Raw genomic sequence first — 18,788 nt, forward strand, 5'->3', positions numbered from 1 at the left:
ACGAAGGAACGGACGGGGAGGACCAGGCTCACGGGCCCGGTCCTCCCCGTCCGTTTTCCCATCTGTCGCCCGGGGCGTTCGCAGGCTCGTCTTCCCGCCGGTTTTCCCGCCCGTCCACCCACCCGTCCACTCGCCCGTTTGTTCGGGTGAAGGCCGCGGGGAGCAAGGGCGTCCGGATAGGGTGGACGGATGACGCGAGCAGAGCAGCCAGACACCGACGCCGCACTCGTCGCCGATTCCCGGGAGCGTGCCGTACGGGCCCTCTTGCGCCATCAGCCGCTGCGAAGGCTGTGGAGCGCCCAGCTCGTCGGGGGTACGGGCGACGCCCTCGCCCTCCTCGTCCTGATCCTGCTGGGATTCCAGGCGGCGAGCGCGGAGGACACGCTCGGCGGCGGTTACCGGGGCGCGGCGTTCGCCGTGGCCGCCGTCGTCGGCGCGCGCATGCTCGCCACCGTCGTCTTCGGCGCCGCGCTGCTCGGCCCGCTCACCGCGCTGACCGGGCCGAAGGGCCCGTTCGACCGCCGCTGGACCATGATCGGCGCCGACGTGCTGCGGCTCGCGCTGCTCGTCGTCGCCCCGCTGTGGATCGACTGGGCGCCCGACAAGGCGCTGTGGTTCCTGCTCGGCACCGTCTTCGTCACCGGCGCCGCCGAACGCGTCTGGACCCTCGCCCAGGAAGCCGCCGCGCCCGCGCTGCTGCCCGCCCCGCCGATCGAGGGCGACGCCGTCCGGCCGCTGCCCGACCACCTCGGCGCGCTGCGCACGCTCAGCCTGCGCACCGGTTTCCTCGCGCTGCCGGCCGCCGCGGCGGTCCTGGCGGTCGCCACGCTGATCGGCGAGCTGATCGGGCTCGGCGTCGACTGGTTCGACCTGCACCAGGCCGCCCTCGGCTCGTACGTGGCCGCCGGCCTGTTCGCGGCCTCCCTCAGCGTCCTGTGGTTCCTGGAGCTGCCCGGCGCCGCCACCCCGCGCCCGCGCTCGCCGCTGGAGGGCCTGCCCCGGCCGCGGTACGCCGAAGGCGTCGAGAAGGGCCGTACGGGTGCCCTCGGCCTGCTCGTCCTGGCCTGCGCCACCGTCGCCGCCGCCGTCGCCGCCGCGGTCTCCCTCGCCGTCCTGCACGCGCACGACCTGGACGGCGGACCCGTCACGTACGCCCTGCTGGTCCTCGCGCTCACCGGCGCCACCGCCGCCGGCATCCGTACCGCCGGATCCGTGCTGACCGTGCTGTCCCGGCGCCGCCTGTTCGCGCTCGCGCTCGCCGTCACCGGCGTCGCGCTGCTCGCGATGGGCCTGGTGCCGGACACCGCGACCGTGCTGATACTCGCCGTCCTCGCCGGATACGCGGCCGGCGTCGCCGCCCGTACCGGGCACAACCTCGTCGACCAGGAGACCGAGGAGGCCCGCCGCACCCGCGTCACCGCCCACCTGCAGGCCTTCGCGCGCGTAGGCGTCGGCGTCGGCGCGCTCGGCGCCCCGCTGCTCGCCGCCGCCATCGGCCCGCACCGGCTCGCCTCCGCCTCCGGCGGCTTCGTCTTCGCGCACGGCGGCGCCGCCTTCACCCTGATGCTGGCCGGCGCGCTGCTGCTGCCCGTCGCCGCGCTCGTCCTCGCCAAGACCGACGACCGCGCGGGCGTACCGCTCCGCCGCGACCTGCGCGACGCGCTGCGCGGCGGCGACCCGGCCGAGACCTCCTCGCCGACCGGCTTCTTCATCGCCCTGGAGGGCGGCGACGGCGCCGGCAAGTCCACCCAGGCCAAGGCGCTCGCCGAATGGATCCGCGCCAAGGGCCACGAGGTCGTCGTCACCCGCGAGCCCGGCGCCACGCCGATCGGCAAGCGGCTCCGCTCGATCCTGCTCGACGTCTCCAGCGCCGGCCTGTCCAACCGGGCCGAGGCGCTGCTGTACGCGGCCGACCGCGCCGAGCACGTCGACTCGCTGGTCCGGCCCGCCCTGGAACGGGGCGCCGTGGTCATCTCCGACCGCTACATCGACTCGTCCGTCGCCTACCAGGGCGCCGGCCGCGACCTGTCCCCGACCGAGATCGCCCGCATCAACCGCTGGGCCACCGGCGGGCTCGTCCCGCACCTCACCGTGCTCCTCGACGTCTCCCCGGAGACCGCGCGCGAACGCTTCACCGAGGCCCCGGACCGGCTCGAGTCCGAGCCGCCCGAGTTCCACGCGCGCGTACGGGCCGGATTCCTCGCCCTCGCGGCCGGCGACCCGGGCCGCTACCTCGTCGTCGACGCCGGCCAGGACCCCGAGGCCGTCACCGCCGTCGTACGCCACCGGCTCGACCGGATGCTGCCCCTGTCCGAGGCCGAGTTGAAGGCCCAGGAGGAGGCGCGCAAGGCCGCCGAGGAGGAGGCCCGGCGCAAGGCGGAGGAAGAGGCCGCCCGCAAGGCCGAGGAGGAGCGCCTGGAGCGCGAGCGCCAGGCACAGCTCGCGAAGCTGCGCGCCGAGGAAGAGGAGCGCAAGCGGCGCGAGGAGGAAGAGGCCCGGCGTATCGAGGCCGAACGGCAGGCGGAGGAGGCCCGGCAGCGCGCCGAGGAGGCCCGTATCGCCGCCGAGGCCGCCGCCGAGGAGGAGCGCAAGCGGCGCGAGGCCGAGGAGAAGGTCCGCCGCGAGGAGCAGGAGCGGCTCCGCAAGCGTGCCGAGGAGGAGGCCCGGCTGCGGGCCGAGGCCGAGGAGCGCCGCCGGGAGAAGCAGCGCAAGGCGGAGGAGGCCCTGCTGCGCGCCGAGGAGGCCCGCAAGCTCGCCGAGGCCGCCACGGCCAAGGCGGCGGAGGATGCCGCCCGCAAGGCCGCCGAGGAACGCGCACGCCAGACCGCGGCGCGGGAGGCCGAGCTGGCCAAGGCCGCCGAGGAGGCCCGGCGCAAGGCGGCCGAGTCGAAGCGACTGGAGGAGTCGGCCAACGAGATCACCGTGGCGACGCCGATCGTGAAGCCGGGGGACGGCTCTGCGGCCTCCGTGGCCCCGTCCGTCTCGTCCGTCTCGTCCGTCTCGCCGAACGAGGTCACCGTCCCGACGCCGATCGTGCGGCCGGACGAGGCCGAGGTGCAGGCTGAGGCCGAGGACAACGACGAGACCAAGGTCATCCCGCGGATCGCGGACACCCGCGACAGCTCCGCCGAGGAGACGACGGTGCTGCCCGCCGTACAGGAGCCCGCGCAGGACTCCGTACGGGAACGGGAGAAGGACCCGGCCGACCGGGTGCCGCAGGACTTCTTCCGTGACGAGGCGCGGGGCGGCCGGACGGGCCGGGCAGGGCAGGCGGGTCAGGCCGGGCAGGCAGGGCAGGCCGGGCAGGGCTCCGCCGGAGCGAACGACCGGACGCGCGAGCTGCCGCAGCTCGACGAGCAGGGCCGGCCGCGCCGCCGCTCCGACTGGGCGGAGGAGACCCCGCTGGACGACCTGCCGACCCTGGCCGACGAGCTGCTGGGCGGGTTCGGCGGACTCGGCGACAAGGACGACGAGCAGGGCGGCCGGGGCCGTAAGGGCTGAGGCGCCCGAGGCGGTTGATCCCGCTGGGGCTGCGGTGCCCTGCTGGGGCCGGTGGGCCTGGTCGGCCTGGTCGGCCTGGTCGGCCTGACGGGCCCGGTGGGCCTGGCGGGGTCGCTCTGGGCGGGATTGTCGGTGTGGTGCCCCACAATGGAACGCGTACCTGAGGAGGGGCATCAGACATGGCCGTATGGGACGACCTCGTGGGCCAGGAGCGGGTCGAGGAGCAGCTCGCCGCCGCCGCGCGCGACGCCGACGCGCTCGTGACCGCGCAGGCCGCCGGCGAGCCCGTCCCCGAGGCGTCGAAGATGACCCACGCCTGGCTGTTCACCGGGCCTCCGGGGGCCGGGCGGGACACAGCGGCCCGGGCGTTCGCGGCGGCGCTCCAGTGCGTGAGCCCCGACCGGGCGCTCGGCGGGGCGCCGGGCTGCGGGTTCTGCGACGGCTGCCACACCGCCCTGATCGGTACGCACGCGGACGTCGAGGTGGTCCGTACGGACCTGCTCTCCATCGGCGTGAAGGAGACCCGCGACCTGGTACGGCGGGCCCAGCTGTCGCCGGCCGGCCGCCGCTGGCAGGTCATCGTCCTGGAGGACGCCGACCGGCTGACCGAGGGCGCCGCCAACGTGCTCCTGAAGGCCATCGAGGAGCCCGCGCCCCGCACCGTATGGCTGCTGTGCGCGCCGTCCCTGGAGGACGTGCTGCCCACCATCCGGTCCCGTTGCCGGCACCTGACACTGCGCACCCCGTCCGTGGCGGCCGTGGCGGACGTCCTGGTCCGCCGCGACGGCGTCGAGCCGGAGCGCGCCCACTTCGCCGCCGCGGCCACCCAGGGCCACATCGACCGCGCCCGGCGGCTCGCGTCCGACGAGCGGGCGCGGGCGCGCCGCTCCGTGGTCCTCAAGCTGCCGCTGCGGGTCGGCGACGTCGGCGGCGGGCTGCGTGCCGCCCAGGAACTGATCGACGCGGCCGCCGAGGACGCCAAGCAGGTCGCCGAAGAGGTCGACGTCAAGGAGACCGAGGAGCTGAAGGCGGCGCTGGGCGCGGGCCAGGGCGGGCGGATGCCGCGCGGCACGGCGGGCGCGATGAAGGAGCTGGAGGAGCGGCAGAAGCGCCGCCGTACCAGGACCCAGCGCGACAGCCTGGACCTCGCGCTCACCGACCTGACCGGCTTCTACCGCGATGTGCTCACCCTCCAGATGCGCGCCGCGAGCGCCCTCGCCAACGAGGACGTGCGGGACGCGATCGAGCGGATCGCCGAGGACAGCACCCCGGAACGCACCCTGCGCCGCATCGAGGCCGTCCTGGCCTGCCGCGGCGCCCTGGACCGGAACGTGGCGCCGCTGCTCGCGGTCGAGGCGATGACGATGGCCCTGCGCGACTGACGTACGGGGGTTCCGGGCGCCGGGGCGGGGGCCGGTCGCGCGGGAGGGTGAGGTGCCGGGTCCGGGGTCGGCGTGAGGGCCTGGGGCCGGACCGGGGCGATCGGGGCGATTGGACACGTTCCGTCCCCATCCCGATACGCTCCGGGCATGGACTCCAGGCGACTGCTCCGTATCTCCGCCACCGCCCTCGCGGCCGGTGGCCTCGTCCTCTCCGGCTGTGCGGGAGGGAGCGGCGCCGCCACATCCTCCGGCTCCTCCTCGGCCGTGACCTCGTCCGCCGGCGCGTCCGGCGGGCCGGGCGGCGCGATCCCGGCCGCCAAGCTGGAGAAGTTCTACGCGCAGAAGGTGGCCTGGCGCGGCTGCGGCGTCGCGAACTTCCAGTGCGGCACCGTCCGCGCCCCGCTCGACTACACCAAGCCCGACGCCGGCGAGGTCAAGCTCGCCGTCTCCCGGGTCCGCGCCACCGGCCCGGGCAAGCGGATCGGCTCGCTCCTGGTCAACCCGGGCGGGCCCGGCGGTTCCGCGGTCGGCTACCTCCAGGGCTACGCCGGCATCGGCTACCCCGCCCAGGTCCGCGCCCGCTACGACGTCGTCGGCGTCGACCCGCGCGGCGTGGCCCGCAGCGAGCCGGTCGAGTGCCTGACGGGCTCGCGCATGGACGCGTACACGCAGGTCGACCAGACCCCCGACACCCCGGCGGAGCAGAAGGCGCTCGCGGCGGCCTTCAAGGAGTTCGCGGCGGCCTGCCAGAAGCGCTCGGGCAAGGTCCTGCCGCACGTGTCCACGGTGGAGACGGCGCGGGACATGGACATCGTGCGGGCGGTCCTCGGCGACGAGAAGCTGAACTACGTCGGCGCCTCCTACGGCACCTTCCTCGGCGCCACGTACGCCGAACTCTTCCCGGCGCGGGTCGGCCGGCTGGTCCTCGACGGGGCCATGGATCCGTCCCTGTCCGCCGGGGACCTCAACCGCGACCAGACCGCCGGCTTCGAGACGGCGGTACGCGCCTTCGCGGCGGACTGCGTCAAGAAGACCGACTGCCCGCTCGGTACGGAGTCCGTGCCGGCGGCCCTCGACGAGCTGGGCCGCTTCTTCCGCGAGACCGACGCCAAGCCCGTGCCGACGGGCGAGAACCGGCAGCTCGGCGAGTCCCTGGCCACCACCGGGGTGATCGCGGCGATGTACGACGAGGCCGCCTGGCCCCAGCTGCGCGAGGCCCTGACCCGGGCCATGGGCGGCGAGGGCTCGTCGCTCCTCGCGCTCGCCGACAGCTACTACGAGCGTGAGCCGGACGGCACCTACGCCAACCTGATGTCCGCCAACGCGGCCGTGAACTGCCTCGATCTCCCGCCCGCCTTCGCCGGCCCCGCCGACGTCGTCAAGGCGGTGCCCTCCTTCGAGAAGGCGTCCTCGGTCTTCGGTCGCAACCTCGCCTGGGCCGCCCTCAACTGCACGTACTGGCCCACCCCGGCCACCGGCCGCCCGCACCGCGTCACCGCCGAGGGCGCGGCCCCGATCGTCGTGGTCGGCACCACCCGCGATCCCGCCACCCCCTACAAGTGGGCCCGCTCCCTCGCCGGCCAGCTCTCCTCCGGCGTCCTGCTCACCTACGAGGGCGACGGCCACACCGCGTACGGCCGGGGCAGCGACTGCATCGACACGGCGATCAACACCTACCTCCTCGACGGCACCCCGCCCAAGGACGGAAAGCGCTGCTCATAGCCCTCCCGCCCACCGGTTCCGGGGGTGGACGGAGCACCCCCGGAAACTGTGTAGACTTGGCGACGCTGCTGCACCCACCATGGGCACGCAGGGCATGCCGCCTTAGCTCAGTTGGCCAGAGCAACGCACTCGTAATGCGTAGGTCTCGGGTTCGAATCCCGAAGGCGGCTCAGACTGAACCCCAGGTCAGATTCACTCTGACCTGGGGTTTCGCCGTTCCAGGGCCTTGCTCGTGCCGGTGAGGCAGCCTGGCGGCTCCACCAGACTGCCCCCGGGTGGCCGACCGGTGGCCGGGGAGACGCTGCTTGCGATCGCGCGGGGGGCGCCGTCCGCAGGATGACCGCGCTCGCCTGCCGCTGCGAACTCCGTGTGCCGGCTGCTCGGCAGCGCCTCCTGCGCGAGTGTGAGCGAGGCTCGAGTGGACAAAAGTGGAAGGTGCTTGGGCCTGCTTGGTAGGGATGCTGTGCATCGTGAACCAGATTCGAGGTTCCCGGGTGAGGGACGGCCGGGGCGGCGCGAGGGGGCGGAATGATCACTGCATGGTTGATGCTGGCGCTCGGTAACAGCCGGGAGCACGCCGGGAACGACGGCTACGACGACCAGCCGTCCCGGCACTACAGCTGGGACAGCACCGTTCAGAACCACGCCCGTGTGGCGGTGGGGGACGTGATCGCCCTGTGGGACAGGAAGGAGCTCATCGGCGTCTCGGTGATCGAGTCGATCGATACCGCGACCACCGAGAAGACGCTGTACTCCTGCCCCCAGTGCGGGAAGGCGGATATCAAGCGGCGGCTGCGGGAGAAGCCGGAGTACCGCTGCGGCAAGTGCGGAAACCTGTTCCCCGACCCACGTGAGAAGACCACCACGGTGACCACCTACCGCTCCGTGCACGGCGAGCGATGGATGGACGGTCGCGGTCTGCTCTCGGGAGCCGAGTTGAGAGCTCTGTGCGATGCTCCGAAGTCGCAGTTGAGCATGCGCCCGGCACGATGGGAGCGGCTCAATCAGGCGCTTCTCGACGCCGGTGGCCAGGCCCGTTTGGTCAAGGACATCGCCGCGGCCACGCGGCTGGCTGCAGCGGGCGGCCACAAGGAGTCGGTGACGCGCGTACGCATAGGCCAAGACGCCTTTCGTAAAGAGCTGTTGCAGCAGCACGGCGAGGCATGTGCCTTCACGGGCCCCGCACCGGCTGTCGTCCTGGAGGCGGCTCACCTCTACAGCTATGCAGAGACCGGCGAGCATCACGAATACGGCGGGCTGCTCCTGCGCCGCGACATACACCGGCTCTTCGACCTCGGGCATGTGGCAGTGGACACTGCATCGGAAACGCTCGATGTCGCCCCGATTCTTCACTGCTACCCGGATTACATGCAGTTGCAGGGACGGTCGCTGGCCGTGCGGCTGAGGCCGGAACACAAGGTGTGGCTGGATGCCCACTGGCTTGCCCACCGGCCAGGAGGCGACGGCCCGGCGCCTTTCGGGGCGTAGGGATTGGGGGAGGAGGCGGTGGCTACTCGCGGGTGCCCGCAAGGGCGATCGGCCGGGTGCGCAGTGCGAACGCGGCCGGCAGGGTCGCCGCGAGGGCCGCGAGGAGGGCGGCGGCGCCGGTCACGGTGCCGATCGCCGACCAGGGGACGGCGATCCCCGACCGGACGCCGAGCAGCCCGAGGGCGCCCCACACGCCGAGCAGGTTCAGGGCCGAGACCGCGCCGCCGAGTACCGCGCCGGCCGCCACGACCAGGACCGATTCGACCGTGACCAGCCGCAGGACCTGGGCTTTCGTCGCGCCGGTCAGCCGCAGCGCGGCCAGGTCGCGGACCCGGTCGGTGGTCGCCATCACCAGTGTGTTGGCGAGGGCGATGCCCGTGTAGACGAGGGCGATCGTCAGGATCATCAGCAGGCCGAGCCGGGTGGACTCGCTGGACCGCGGATAGTGGGCGGCCACCCACTGGTCGGCGGTCGTCACCTCGACGCCGCTTGCCGCGCCCGCCGCCCGCAGCCGCCGCGCGACGGCCGCCCGGTCGGCGTCGCCGGTCACCGTGATGTCGACGCGGTCGATGCCCGCGCCGGCCGCGTTGGCGGCGGTGACGTACACGCCGTTGCTGCCGGTGCCGACCGCGAGGACGGCGGCGATCCGCAGCCGTGCCCTGCGGCCGTCGCCCAACCAGACGGAGACCTGCTCGCCGACCCGCGTGGTCAGCCACTCCTCGTTGACGACGATGCCGCCGTCGTCGAGATCTTCCAACGAACCCGCGATGACAGGGAGATGGGAAACGGCAGCCAGGGCCTTCGGGTTGTCGACCGCCCGTGCCTCGGAGCGGACCAGGGCCGTGCCTTCCTCCAGGACGGTCATTCCGGTGGACCGGGACGCGCTGGCCGTGACGCCGGGTATGGTGCGGGCCGCGCGCACGAAGCGGTCGGGCAGGGCCCGGCCGTTGGCACCCGCGGAGGCGATGAAGTCGGCCCGGAGCTGGGTGCGGGCCTCGGCGGCTTTGGCCTCGTTGATGGTGGCCGTCGTGCCAAGGAGCGAGCAGGCGAGCGCCACGGTCACGACGACCGGTGCCGCCACGGCTGCCGTCCTGCGTATCCCCGCCGCCGCGTTCTCCCGGGCCAACATGCCGACCGCGCCAGGCAGTCGGGCGGGCAGCCAGCTGAGGAGTCGCGTCAGCGGGCGCATCAGGACCGGCGCCAGGAGGGCGAACGCCACGATGAGCAGCATGGGTTGGGTGATGTACGTCTTGCGCTTCAGGATGTCGCCGGGGTCCTGCACCAGGGCCAGGACCAGCAGCCCGAGGCCGGTGAGCAGGACGGCCGCGGTCACCAGGCGGCGGCTCCACGGCATCGTGCCGCTGTCGACGGCCGCCTCGCGCAGCGCCGCCGTCGGAGCGGTGCGCCCGGCCCGGAAGGACGCCGTGACCACCCCGGCCAGGGCCACGGTCAGACCCGTCCAGAAGGCGACGTGCAGGGTCCAGGTCTGAGCGCCGATCCGGAACCAGGCAGGGGCGATGCCTTGCCCCGCCATCCATCCGGCGAGCCGCGGCGCGCCCCACCGGCCGAGCGCGCAGCCCGCGCCCGACGCGAACAGGCCGATCACCAGCGCCTCCGCGTACACCATCCGCCGCACCTGGCCGGGCGTCGCCCCGGCCATCCGCAGCAGTCCGAACTCCCGCCTGCGCTGCGCGACGGCGAACGTGAACGTCGACGCCACGACGAACACCGACACGAACGCGGTGATGCCGGCGGCGGTGCCCAGCAGCGCGTTCACGGAGACCAGGGCCTCCTTGTCGCGGTCCGGGTCCGGGTCGGCCGCGCGGCGGCCGTCGCCGGCCAGGACGGACATGCCTGAACCCGTGCCGAGGGCGGCGCGGACGGCGGCCGGGTCGGCGTCCACCGTCACCCGGTCGATCCGGGGCGCGATCCGGGCGGCCTCGGCGGCGGTGAAGAAGACGGCCGTCTCGAACCCGGCGGCCGGGACGGTCCCGACCACCCTGCGCGGGCCGGTGCCGTCGGGCGTGCCGACCTCGATCCGGTCGCCGGTACGCACCCGGGCGCCGGGCCCGGTCGTGACGACGACCTCGTCCGGTGCCGAGGGGGCGCGTCCGGAGGACAGCCGGTACGGGGTGGCGGCCGCGATCGCCCACGGGTGGCCGACCGGCGCGGCCCCCGCGCCCCCGCCGGGCGCGACCGTACCGGGAAGGGACACCGGGAACGTACGGTCCTCGGCGGTGGCACCGACCTTGGCCAGCCGCTTCGCCAACGCGGCAGGTACGGCGCGTGGGTTGGAGAGAGGCGAGGTGCGGACGCCGATCGGCGTGTCGGCGGACAGTTCGCGGGCGGCCTGTACCACCACCCGCGCCCCGCCGAACCGCTCGGTGCCCCGCTCCGGAGCGTCGAATGTCGCCGCCAGCGCGAGCCCCGTGGTGGCGATCAGCCCCACGCCGAGCGCGAGCGCCACGAACGAGCCGACGAAGGTGACCCAGCGGGCGCGCATACCGCGCAGCGTGAGACTCAGCACGACTCCGCCATCCGGTCCGCCGCCTGGCGCGTCGTCCGCGGTACGGCGCTCAGGTCCGCCATCCGCGCCGCGACCCGCTCCACCGACGGCGCCGCCAGCTCGTCGGCGATCCGGCCGTCGGCGAGGAAGAGCACCCGGTCGGCGAAGGACGCGGCGACCGGATCGTGCGTCACCATGATCACCGTCTGGCCGGCGTCGACCATCCCCCGCAGCAGCGTGAGGACCTCACGGCTCGTGGTGGAGTCCAGGGCCCCGGTCGGCTCGTCGCCGAAGAGCACCTCGGGCCGGGTGACCAGGGCCCGCGCCAGCGCCACCCGCTGCTGCTGGCCGCCCGACAGCTCACCGGGCCGGTGTCCGGCCCGCTCGCGCAGTCCCACCTGCCCCAGGACATCGAGGACGTCGGCCCGCCGCGGGCGGTGGCCCGCGAGCCGCAGCGGCAGCCCGACGTTCTGCTCGGCGGTCAGGGCCGGCAGCAGGTTGAAGGACTGGAAGACGAACCCGATGCGCTTTCTGCGCAGCAACGTCAGCTTCTTCTCGCTCAGCCGGGTCAGATCCGTCTCGCCGAGGAACACCTGCCCCGCGGTGGGCCGGTCGAGTCCCGCTGTGCACTGCAGCAGCGTCGACTTGCCGGAGCCCGACGGGCCCATGACGGCGGTGAAGGTGCCCCGGGGGATGTCGAGACTGACCCGGTCGAGGGCGGTGACCGTGTTCTCCGGGTGCTTCCCGCCCCCGTAGGACCGGGTCACGGAGCGGAGGCGGACGGCGGCTTCATTCATGGTCTCCACTCAACCGGCGGCGCGGACACGGCGCATTGCGTCGAGAACCCGTCTTGGGGTGGAGCTACCTCCACCCCCGAGCGGCACCCAACTACCCGATCGCGGCAGTCGCTTCGCGTACGCCCGCCCCGCCTCGTACCGTGCGCTCCATGCCTTCCTCCTCCGCGGCGACGCGGGCCCGGCCGTGGTCGCGCCACGGCGCGCTCGGCGACGGCCGGTCCCGGCGCGCGGCGCTGTACCTGCTCAGCAGCGTGCCCCTGGGTGCCGTCACCCTGATCACCCTGTTCCTGCTCGCCACGATCGGCGCGGCGCTGAGCCTGATCGTCGTCGGCCTGCCCCTGCTGCTCGTGCTCGTCCTCACCGGCATTCCGCTCGCCTCCCTGGAACGCCGCCGGCTGCGCCTGATCGACCCCGAGCCGCTCGCCGACCCGCACCGCGACCCCGATCGCACCGGCCTTGTCGCCTGGCTGCGCACCCGGCTGCGGGAGCGCGCCACCTGGCGCGAGCTGGCGTACGCCGTGCTCTTCGGCTTCCTCCTCTGGCCCCTGGAGGCGCTCGCCGTCGGCTCCGTCCTCGTGGTGTGCGGCGGCCTGCTCGCGACGCCGGTGATGCTGGCGGTCGACGGCGAGGAAGCCCGGGTCCTCAAGATCTGGATTGTGGAGAGCTGGCCGGGGGCCCTCGTGCCGGCCCTGGCCGGGCTGCTGCTGGTGCCCGTCCTCGCGTACCCGTTGTGCGCGGTCGCCGCCGGACGGGCCGCCCTGACCCGCTTCCTGCTGTCGTCGCCAGAAGGCGAACTCGACCACCGCATCAAGGAACTGGGGCGGTCGAGAGTCCGGCTCGTGGACGCCTTCGAGGCGGAGCGGCGCCGGATCGAACGCGATCTGCACGACGGGGCGCAGCAACGGCTCGTCGCCCTGTCCATGACCCTCGGCCTGGCCCGGCTCGAAACGCACGGGCCGCAGCTGGACGGGCTGCTCGCCAAGGCCCACGACGAGGCGGCCACCGCTCTCGTCGAGATCAGGGAACTCATCCGCGGCATCCATCCTCAGGTCCTCACCGACCGCGGCCTGGTGGCGGCCGTCGAGGATCTCGCCGACCGTTCGGTGATTCCCGTCGATGTCGACTTCGACCTGTCCGGCCGGCCCCTCGAAGCGGTCGAGACCGCCGTGTACTTCGTGGTGAGCGAGGCGCTCGCGAACGTCGCCAAGCACAGCGGCGCGAGCCGCGCCGGCATACGCGGCCGGATGGAGAAGGGGCAGCTGGTCGTGGAGGTCGAGGACGACGGCCGTGGCGGAGCCGACGCCGGGCGCGGCACGGGACTGCAGGGCGCCGCCGATCGCGTCTCGGTGCTCGACGGCCGGCTGCTAGTGTCCAGTCCGCCCGGCGGTCCCACCGTGTTCCGCGTCCAAGTGCCTTGCTCCATCGCCTGATCGAGAAACGGGGACCGATGCTGCGCGTCGTGCTCGCCGAGGACAGCGTCCTGCTCCGCGAGGGTCTGGTCGGGCTCCTGGAACGCTTCGGCCACCGGGTCGTCGCCGCCGTCGGCACCGCCGACGAGCTCACCGGCGCCGTCGCCGAGCACGGCCCCGACATCGTGGTGACCGACGTCCGGATGCCGCCGGGCTTCTCCGACGAGGGGCTGCGCGCCGCCGTCGAACTGCGCCGCCACCACCCCGGTTTGCCCGTCCTGGTGCTCAGCCAGTACGTCCAGCGCAGTTACGTCGAGGATCTGCTGGACTCCTGCGAAGGCGCCGGTGTCGGCTACCTCCTCAAGGAACGCGTCGGCCACGTCGAGGAGTTCGTCGACGCCTTACGCCGGGTCGCCGAGGGCGGCACCGTCGTCGACCCCGAAGTCGTACGGCAGTTGATCCGGCACCGCCGTGACCCGCTGTCCCGGCTGACCGCGCGCGAGCAGGAGGTGCTCGCGCTGATGGCCGAGGGCAAGTCCAACGCCTCGATCGCCGCGGCCCTGGTGGTCAGCGAGGGTACGGTCAGCAAGCACTTCGGCTCGATCCTCGGCAAACTCGGCCTGTCCCTGGACGACGCGACCAATCGCCGCGTCCTCGCGGTCCTCGCGTACCTCAGGGGCTGAACCCCGCCCCGTACCTCGTGCCGTATCCCACCCCGTACGGGTCCTGTACGAGTCCCGTCGAGGCCCAGAACGCCGGCAGGGCCGTCAGCGAGGTGCCGTCCACCGAGACGAGAACGTTGGACGGCTTGAGGTCGCGGTGGACCACATCGGAGGCGTGCAACTGGGCCGGCGCCGCGCACAGTCGGGTGCCGAGCGCGCGCACCGTGCGTTCGGGCAGCGGGCCGCCGGCGGACACGGCGTCGGCGAGGGACGGGCCGATGACGTACTCGGTGGCCAGCCAGGGGATGTCGTCGAGCGGGTCGGCGTCTGCCCCCGCCGCCGAGGCGGGCGAGCAGGCGGTAGGCGCCGAGCCGGTACGGGTCGTCAGGGCGTAGACGTTCCATGCGCGCTCGTTCCCCCGGTCTTCGACGAGCCGGGACCAGCCTACTCAAGCGCGGGTACGGGGCGGCGGGCGGCGGCGCGGGGCCTCGGGACCGTCGCGCTCGGAGCCGTACGTACACGACGAAAGCCCAGGCGGGCGTTCCGGCCTGGGCTTTCGGCGCGAGGGGTGAGGGGTGAGCGGTGGGGGAGAACCGCCGGCGGGCGGCTCCGGGGACGGGTGGGGACGGGCCAGGGGACGGCTCAGGGGGCGGGGGCGAGGCCCGGCTGGTCGAAGGTGTCCGGGACCGGCAGGGTGGACCAGTGGGTGACCGGCCAGGCGACGACGACCGCGCGGCCCACGACCTCGGACAGCGGCACCATGCCGCCGTTCTTGTCCGTCTGGTGGTAGCGGGAGTCGTACGAGCTCTGCCGGTGGTCGCCCATCACCCAGATCCGGCCGTCCGGCACGGTCACCTTGAACTGGCCGGGGCCGTCCGTGCTGCACGGGGTGTTGCCGGCGAAGACGTACGGCTCGGACAGCGGTTTGCCGTTCACCTTCAGCGGGCCGGTGCCCGCGCATTCGATCGTGTCACCGGCGACCCCGATGACCCGCTTGATCAGGTGCTGCTCGCCGGCCGCCGGCATCAGCCCGATGAAACTGAGGAACTTCTGCGCCGCGTTGGGCTCCGCCACCGGCGTCCCCGACAGCCACTCGGCGGGATCGCGGAAGACCACGACCTCGCCGCGGTCGGGTTCGGCGCCGAACCATGGGGTGAGCTTGTCGACCAGCACCCGGTCGTCCACCTGAAGGGTGTTCTGCATCGATCCCGAAGGGATCAGGAACGCCTGCAGCAGAAACGTCTTGATCAGGAAGGCCAGGCCCAGCGCGACCACGACCAGGACCGGAAGCTCCTGCCACAGCGGCCGCTTCCGTTTCCCGTCCGCCGGTCCACGCGCGCGTCCGCGACCGCGCCGGCGCCCGTGTCCGTCTCCGGGGGAGCCGGCCTCCGGACCGTCCCGTTCGTCCCGGGCGTCGACTACCGCGTCCCCCATGTCACTCCTCCACTCCCGCGTGCACGGCGGCGTGTGCTGCCGTGTGCACGTCCGAGCCCGCCCGTCGTCGCGTCCGTATCCGCGCCGCGCCGAACTCCTGCCATGGAAACGGACCCTATGCCCGCACGCCCCAAAACCGGGCCCGCCGTATGGCTCATCACCACGTACGAGTGACCCGTCACAGCGGCCGGAGCGGCGCGGCGGAGCCCGTAGGGGAAGCGCGCGGACCGCCCGTCCGTGGCCCGTCCCTAGGATGCCTCCCGGCCCGCGCGGTGGGCGCGTGGCACGTGGAGGACGAGGAAGGGGCAGGCATGGGGCAGGAGTTGGAGGTCACCGAGCGGACGCGGCTGCGGCGGCTGCGGGAGAAGGGGAGCCACCGGCGATCCGATCTGGACGCGGTGCTCGGAGCCGGCTTCCTGTGTCACCTCGGGGTCGTCGTCGACGGTGCGCCGATGGTGGTGCCGACGGTGTACGGAGTGGACGGGGACCGTCTCTACCTCCACGGGTCGGTCGCGAGCCGGAGCCTCGTGCAGGCGCCCGGAGCGGTGGTGTGCGTGAGCGTCACGTACGTGGACGGGCTCGTCCTCGCGCGGTCGGTGTTCGAACACGGGGTGAACTACCGCAGCGCGATGATCTACGGCGTGCCGCGGCTCGTCACCGACCCGGCGGAGAAGCTGAGCGGGCTGCGGGCGCTGACCGAGCAGTCCACGCCGGGGCAGTGGGCGTACGTACGGCAGCCGAGCCGCAAGGAACTGGCCGCGACCGCGCTGCTGGCGCTCGACCTGGCCGAGGCGTCTGTGAAGGTGGCGAGCGGGCCGCCGGACGACGGGGCGGGGCCGGACGCGGAGCTGGGGGTGTGGGCCGGGGTGCTGCCGATGGTCACGTGGTTCGGGGCGCCGGTCGCCGACCCGCTGCTGCCGGCCGGGATCGAACCGCCCGCGCACATCGCGGAGCGGGCGGGCACGGCGGTCTTCGGCGAGGTGCCCGCGGAGGAGCGGGGGGAGGGTCAGGGCGAGGGCCAAGGGGAGTGACGGCGTCGCCCGTACGGCGGCCTTCGAGCGCCCCGTACGGGCGGGCCTGTGCCATGACTGGGGAGAGAGCGACGGAAGCGACGGGAGTGGCAGGGGGTACGACCGGCGCGACCGGCGCGATCGCGGGAACGGAAGAGGAAGGAACCCCTCGTCATGACCATGAGCATGAACACCGTCATCTATCCGGTGAAGGACCTGGAGCGGGCGAAGGCCCTGTTCACGGCCCTGCTGGGGACCGGCCCCAGCGTGGACCAGCCGTACTACGTCGGTTTCGAGGCGGGAGGCCGGCATTTCGGGCTCGATCCGCAGGGGCACGGCAAGGGGCTGACCGGGGCGGTGCCGTTCTGGGACGTCGACGATCTGCCCGGCACGCTGGAGGCGCTGCTCGCCGCCGGGGCGCGGACCGTGCAGGAGGTCCAGGACGTGGGCGGCGGCATGCGGATCGCCACGGTGAAGGACGCCGACGGGAACATGTTCGGGCTCCGGAGCGGTCCGGCGGCGGCGTAGCCCTCGCGGCTGTACGCGGGGCGGTCAGCGGGCCGGCTCGGTCTCCGGCGTCAGGCGGAGGCGGGACAGGTGGGCGGGGTCGGCGAGGGCGTCGACGGCCGTGATCCGGTCGTCCAGGACGGTGAACGCGTAGACCGTCCGCGGCGTCCCGTCCGGTGCCGCCCGCACCAGGCCCGCCACGCCGTCCACCAGGGCGGGCAGGGCGGTGCGCGCCCGGTCCACGAGGGCGTGTGCGACCGCTCGCGCGCCGTGCGCGGGCGGTGGCGCGCCGGTGTCCGACCGCAGCACCACGTCCGGGTCGAGCAGCGCGTGCAGCGCCGCGAGGTCGCCGCCGCGGGCGGCCGAGCGGAAGGCGGCGACGGCGGTGCGCTGGCGGGCGGGGTCGGGCTCCGGCATCTTCTCGGTGCCTTCGAGGCGCCGCCGGGCACGGGTGCCCAGCCGGCGGGTGGCGGCGGGCGTGCGCTCGACGATCGGGGCGATCTCCTCGTACGGCACGGTGAACTCGTCGTGGAGGACGAAGACGACCCGCTCGGAGGGGGGCAGTACGTCCAGGGGGTCCAGGTCGCCGGGGGCGCGGCGGCTCTCGGGCCAGGACCGGTCCCAGGGGTCCCGGGGCACGGGGCGCCGGGACTCGTGGGCGCGCAGGAGTTCCAGGCAGGCGCGGGCGAGGTCGGCGACGGGCGCGGGCGCCGGGACGGTCGCCGAGGCCGGCGGGGCCGTTGCCGGGGAGGTTGTCGGGGCGGCGGGGGGCCGGCGGGTCCGGGACACCGCCCGCGCGGCCTCGTCAGGGGAGCCGAGCAGCCGGTGGGCGAGAGCCAGAAGCCGGGTGCCGCCGGGCGCGGTGCCGAGGCCCACGCCCGTTCCCGTTCCCGACCTCGTCTCCGTCTCTGTCCCCGGCCTCGTCCCCGTCCCGGTGCCCGGGTCGGCTTCCGTGCCTGGGGAACCCGTCGCGTTCGGCGCGTTCATCGCGGTCATCGCCTCCACCGGTCAGTCGCCGTGGCCCGTCCCGCCGCTGCCGAAGCCGCCGCTGGAGATACCGCCCCACTTGCGCTTCTCCTCGCTCGGCGGGTCGGGCGAGGTCTCGGTGCCGGACGTGCCGCCGTCCTTCAGCTGGTACGGCATCAGCCGGTGCTCGCCGTCGGTGTGCGGCATCTCGGCCGGACGGCGGTACTCGGACATCTCACCGGGCAGCAGCTCGCTCTCCGGCCGGTGCGGCTGGGACTCGGGGTCGGGAGGCGGGAGCTCCCGGTTCTTGATCCAGATCCCGAAGGCGAACGCGCCGATCAGGACCAAGACCAGGATCAGGCCGCCGAGGACCTGGGCGAGTCCGGATTCCCAGACTCCCTTGGCCAAGGTGATCTGGGCGGAGCCCGTAAGGAAAGTGTTCATATCGACATGATTACCCCTTTTCGTGTGATTTGACCTGGCGGAGCCCGGGATCCGGGAGGGCGGCGGGGAGGTCGGGCGAGGTCGCGGGGAAGCCGGGCGGCGGAAAGTCGGGCTGAAACATTTCCCGTGGGCCGTCGCGTCAATGAGGTGAAGGCGCAGAACAAGCGGACGCGCCACAGCGACGGAGGGGAGGGGCATGAAGGGGAGGGGGATGAAGCAGTCTCGCGCGGACGGGTTTCTGGAGTTCGCTTCTGCCCGCTCGGGGCATCTGTATCGCTCGGCATGCCTTCTGACCAGCGGCGACACTCATCTCGCCGAGGACCTGGTGCAGGAGACGCTGGGCCGGATGTACGCCTTGTGGGGCCGGATCAGCCGGATCGGCAATCCCGCGGGGTACGCGCAGACCGTGCTGATACGGACTTTCCTCAGCCACCGCAGGCGTCGCTCGGCCACCGAGCGCCCCCTCGGGGAGCTTCCCGACCGGGCTCCGGACGACGGCGAGGATCCCGCCCTGCGGGTCGCCCTGCTCGACGCCCTCGCGGGGCTCGCGCCCAAGGACCGCGCGGTGGTGGTGCTGCGGTACTGGGAGGACCGCAGCATCGAGGAGACCGCCGACGCCCTGCACGTCAGCTCCGCGGCTGTACGCACCCGCTCCGTGCGCGCCCTGGCGAAACTGCGGGAGCGGCTCGGCGGCAGCGTCACCGAGCTGGTCGCCCGCTGACCCGGATCGTGCCGCCGGGGCGTGAACGCGACCAGGGCCCCGGCCCTGGCCTCCGGTGGAGACCCGGGGCCGGCTCCCGGCGCCGCTGACGGCTCCCGAACACGGAGCCGCCGGGGCGGTGGGGCGGCGCGTTCCGCCCCGGGGCGACCCAGCCGACCACTCCCCTGTCCACGTCACCACCCGCGACCCGCGACCCGCGACCCGCGACCCGCACACCGACCACGCCATCCGCACGCCCT

The 18,788-nt window shown here is 73.8% G+C and carries 15 protein-coding genes and 1 tRNA gene; 10 read left to right on the plus strand and 6 right to left on the minus strand.

Going from position 1 to position 18,788, the window contains the following annotated elements:
• Positions 1 to 189: 189 nt before the first annotated feature.
• The 5 genes from tmk to ABZ693_RS06245 all read left to right on the plus strand — a co-directional run bounded on the left by tmk (position 190) and on the right by ABZ693_RS06245 (position 8,093).
• On the plus strand, positions 190 to 3,501 hold the full coding sequence (gene tmk / locus ABZ693_RS06225; RefSeq protein WP_359873903.1) for a dTMP kinase: 3,312 nt from the start codon (positions 190 to 192) through the stop codon (positions 3,499 to 3,501).
• A gap of 179 nt (positions 3,502 to 3,680) precedes the next feature.
• The gene (locus ABZ693_RS06230; RefSeq protein ID WP_359873905.1) at positions 3,681 to 4,883 is read left to right on the plus strand and encodes a DNA polymerase III subunit delta'; all 1,203 of its coding nucleotides are present in this window, start codon (positions 3,681 to 3,683) and stop codon (positions 4,881 to 4,883) included.
• A gap of 147 nt (positions 4,884 to 5,030) precedes the next feature.
• Positions 5,031 to 6,605 (plus strand): alpha/beta hydrolase, encoded by a 1,575-nt coding sequence (locus ABZ693_RS06235; protein WP_359873907.1) that lies wholly within the window; start codon positions 5,031 to 5,033, stop codon positions 6,603 to 6,605.
• 96 nt (positions 6,606 to 6,701) lie between these two features.
• A tRNA-Thr gene (locus ABZ693_RS06240) sits at positions 6,702 to 6,775 on the plus strand.
• Between the two features lie 358 nt (positions 6,776 to 7,133).
• The gene (locus ABZ693_RS06245) at positions 7,134 to 8,093 is read left to right on the plus strand and encodes an HNH endonuclease (RefSeq protein WP_359873909.1); all 960 of its coding nucleotides are present in this window, start codon (positions 7,134 to 7,136) and stop codon (positions 8,091 to 8,093) included.
• 22 nt (positions 8,094 to 8,115) lie between these two features.
• Here the strand turns inward: ABZ693_RS06245 and ABZ693_RS06250 are convergent, their stop codons facing one another.
• The gene (locus ABZ693_RS06250) at positions 8,116 to 10,620 is read right to left on the minus strand and encodes an ABC transporter permease (protein ID WP_359873911.1); all 2,505 of its coding nucleotides are present in this window, start codon (positions 10,618 to 10,620) and stop codon (positions 8,116 to 8,118) included.
• On the minus strand, positions 10,614 to 11,396 hold the full coding sequence (locus ABZ693_RS06255) for an ABC transporter ATP-binding protein (protein ID WP_359873913.1): 783 nt from the start codon (positions 11,394 to 11,396) through the stop codon (positions 10,614 to 10,616). Before ABZ693_RS06255 ends, ABZ693_RS06250 begins: the two co-directional genes overlap by 7 nt.
• 149 nt (positions 11,397 to 11,545) lie before the next feature.
• On the opposite strand from ABZ693_RS06255, the gene ABZ693_RS06260 reads away from it, so the two are divergent.
• Both ABZ693_RS06260 and ABZ693_RS06265 read left to right on the plus strand, forming a co-directional pair.
• Positions 11,546 to 12,826, plus strand: coding sequence for a sensor histidine kinase (locus tag ABZ693_RS06260; protein ID WP_359873915.1), 1,281 nt, complete (start codon positions 11,546 to 11,548; stop codon positions 12,824 to 12,826).
• Positions 12,827 to 12,843: 17 nt separating this feature from the next.
• Entirely contained in the window at positions 12,844 to 13,488 is a 645-nt protein-coding gene (locus tag ABZ693_RS06265) for a response regulator transcription factor (protein ID WP_359873917.1), read from the plus strand.
• Here the strand turns inward: ABZ693_RS06265 and ABZ693_RS06270 are convergent.
• Together ABZ693_RS06270 and lepB are read right to left on the minus strand one after the other, a co-directional pair.
• The gene (locus ABZ693_RS06270) at positions 13,478 to 13,723 is read right to left on the minus strand and encodes a hypothetical protein (RefSeq protein ID WP_359873919.1); all 246 of its coding nucleotides are present in this window, start codon (positions 13,721 to 13,723) and stop codon (positions 13,478 to 13,480) included. The genes ABZ693_RS06265 and ABZ693_RS06270 overlap by 11 nt on opposite strands.
• Positions 13,724 to 14,109: 386 nt before the next feature.
• Positions 14,110 to 14,901: a signal peptidase I gene (lepB, locus tag ABZ693_RS06275; protein ID WP_359873921.1), complete on the minus strand. Its 792-nt coding sequence runs from the start codon at positions 14,899 to 14,901 to the stop codon at positions 14,110 to 14,112.
• A gap of 311 nt (positions 14,902 to 15,212) precedes the next feature.
• Between lepB and ABZ693_RS06280 the strand changes: the two genes are divergently transcribed.
• Positions 15,213 to 15,932: a pyridoxamine 5'-phosphate oxidase family protein gene (locus ABZ693_RS06280; RefSeq protein WP_359873923.1), complete on the plus strand. Its 720-nt coding sequence runs from the start codon at positions 15,213 to 15,215 to the stop codon at positions 15,930 to 15,932.
• A gap of 153 nt (positions 15,933 to 16,085) precedes the next feature.
• Positions 16,086 to 16,439, plus strand: a complete 354-nt coding sequence (locus ABZ693_RS06285; protein WP_359873926.1) for a VOC family protein — start codon at positions 16,086 to 16,088, stop codon at positions 16,437 to 16,439.
• Positions 16,440 to 16,463: 24 nt separating this feature from the next.
• Here ABZ693_RS06285 and ABZ693_RS06290 read toward each other — a convergent pair whose 3' ends face one another.
• Together ABZ693_RS06290 and ABZ693_RS06295 are read right to left on the minus strand one after the other, a co-directional pair.
• Complete coding sequence (locus tag ABZ693_RS06290) at positions 16,464 to 17,294, minus strand: sigma factor-like helix-turn-helix DNA-binding protein (RefSeq protein ID WP_359873928.1); 831 nt, start codon at positions 17,292 to 17,294, stop codon at positions 16,464 to 16,466.
• Between the two features lie 132 nt (positions 17,295 to 17,426).
• Positions 17,427 to 17,828: a DUF6479 family protein gene (locus ABZ693_RS06295; RefSeq protein WP_359873930.1), complete on the minus strand. Its 402-nt coding sequence runs from the start codon at positions 17,826 to 17,828 to the stop codon at positions 17,427 to 17,429.
• Positions 17,829 to 18,039: 211 nt separating this feature from the next.
• Between ABZ693_RS06295 and ABZ693_RS06300 the strand changes: the two genes are divergently transcribed.
• Entirely contained in the window at positions 18,040 to 18,549 is a 510-nt protein-coding gene (locus ABZ693_RS06300) for a SigE family RNA polymerase sigma factor (RefSeq protein ID WP_359873932.1), read from the plus strand.
• Positions 18,550 to 18,788: the final 239 nt, after the last annotated feature.

The sequence above is a fragment of the Streptomyces laurentii genome, assembly GCF_040635425.1.
Classification (GTDB): domain Bacteria; phylum Actinomycetota; class Actinomycetes; order Streptomycetales; family Streptomycetaceae; genus Streptomyces; species Streptomyces laurentii.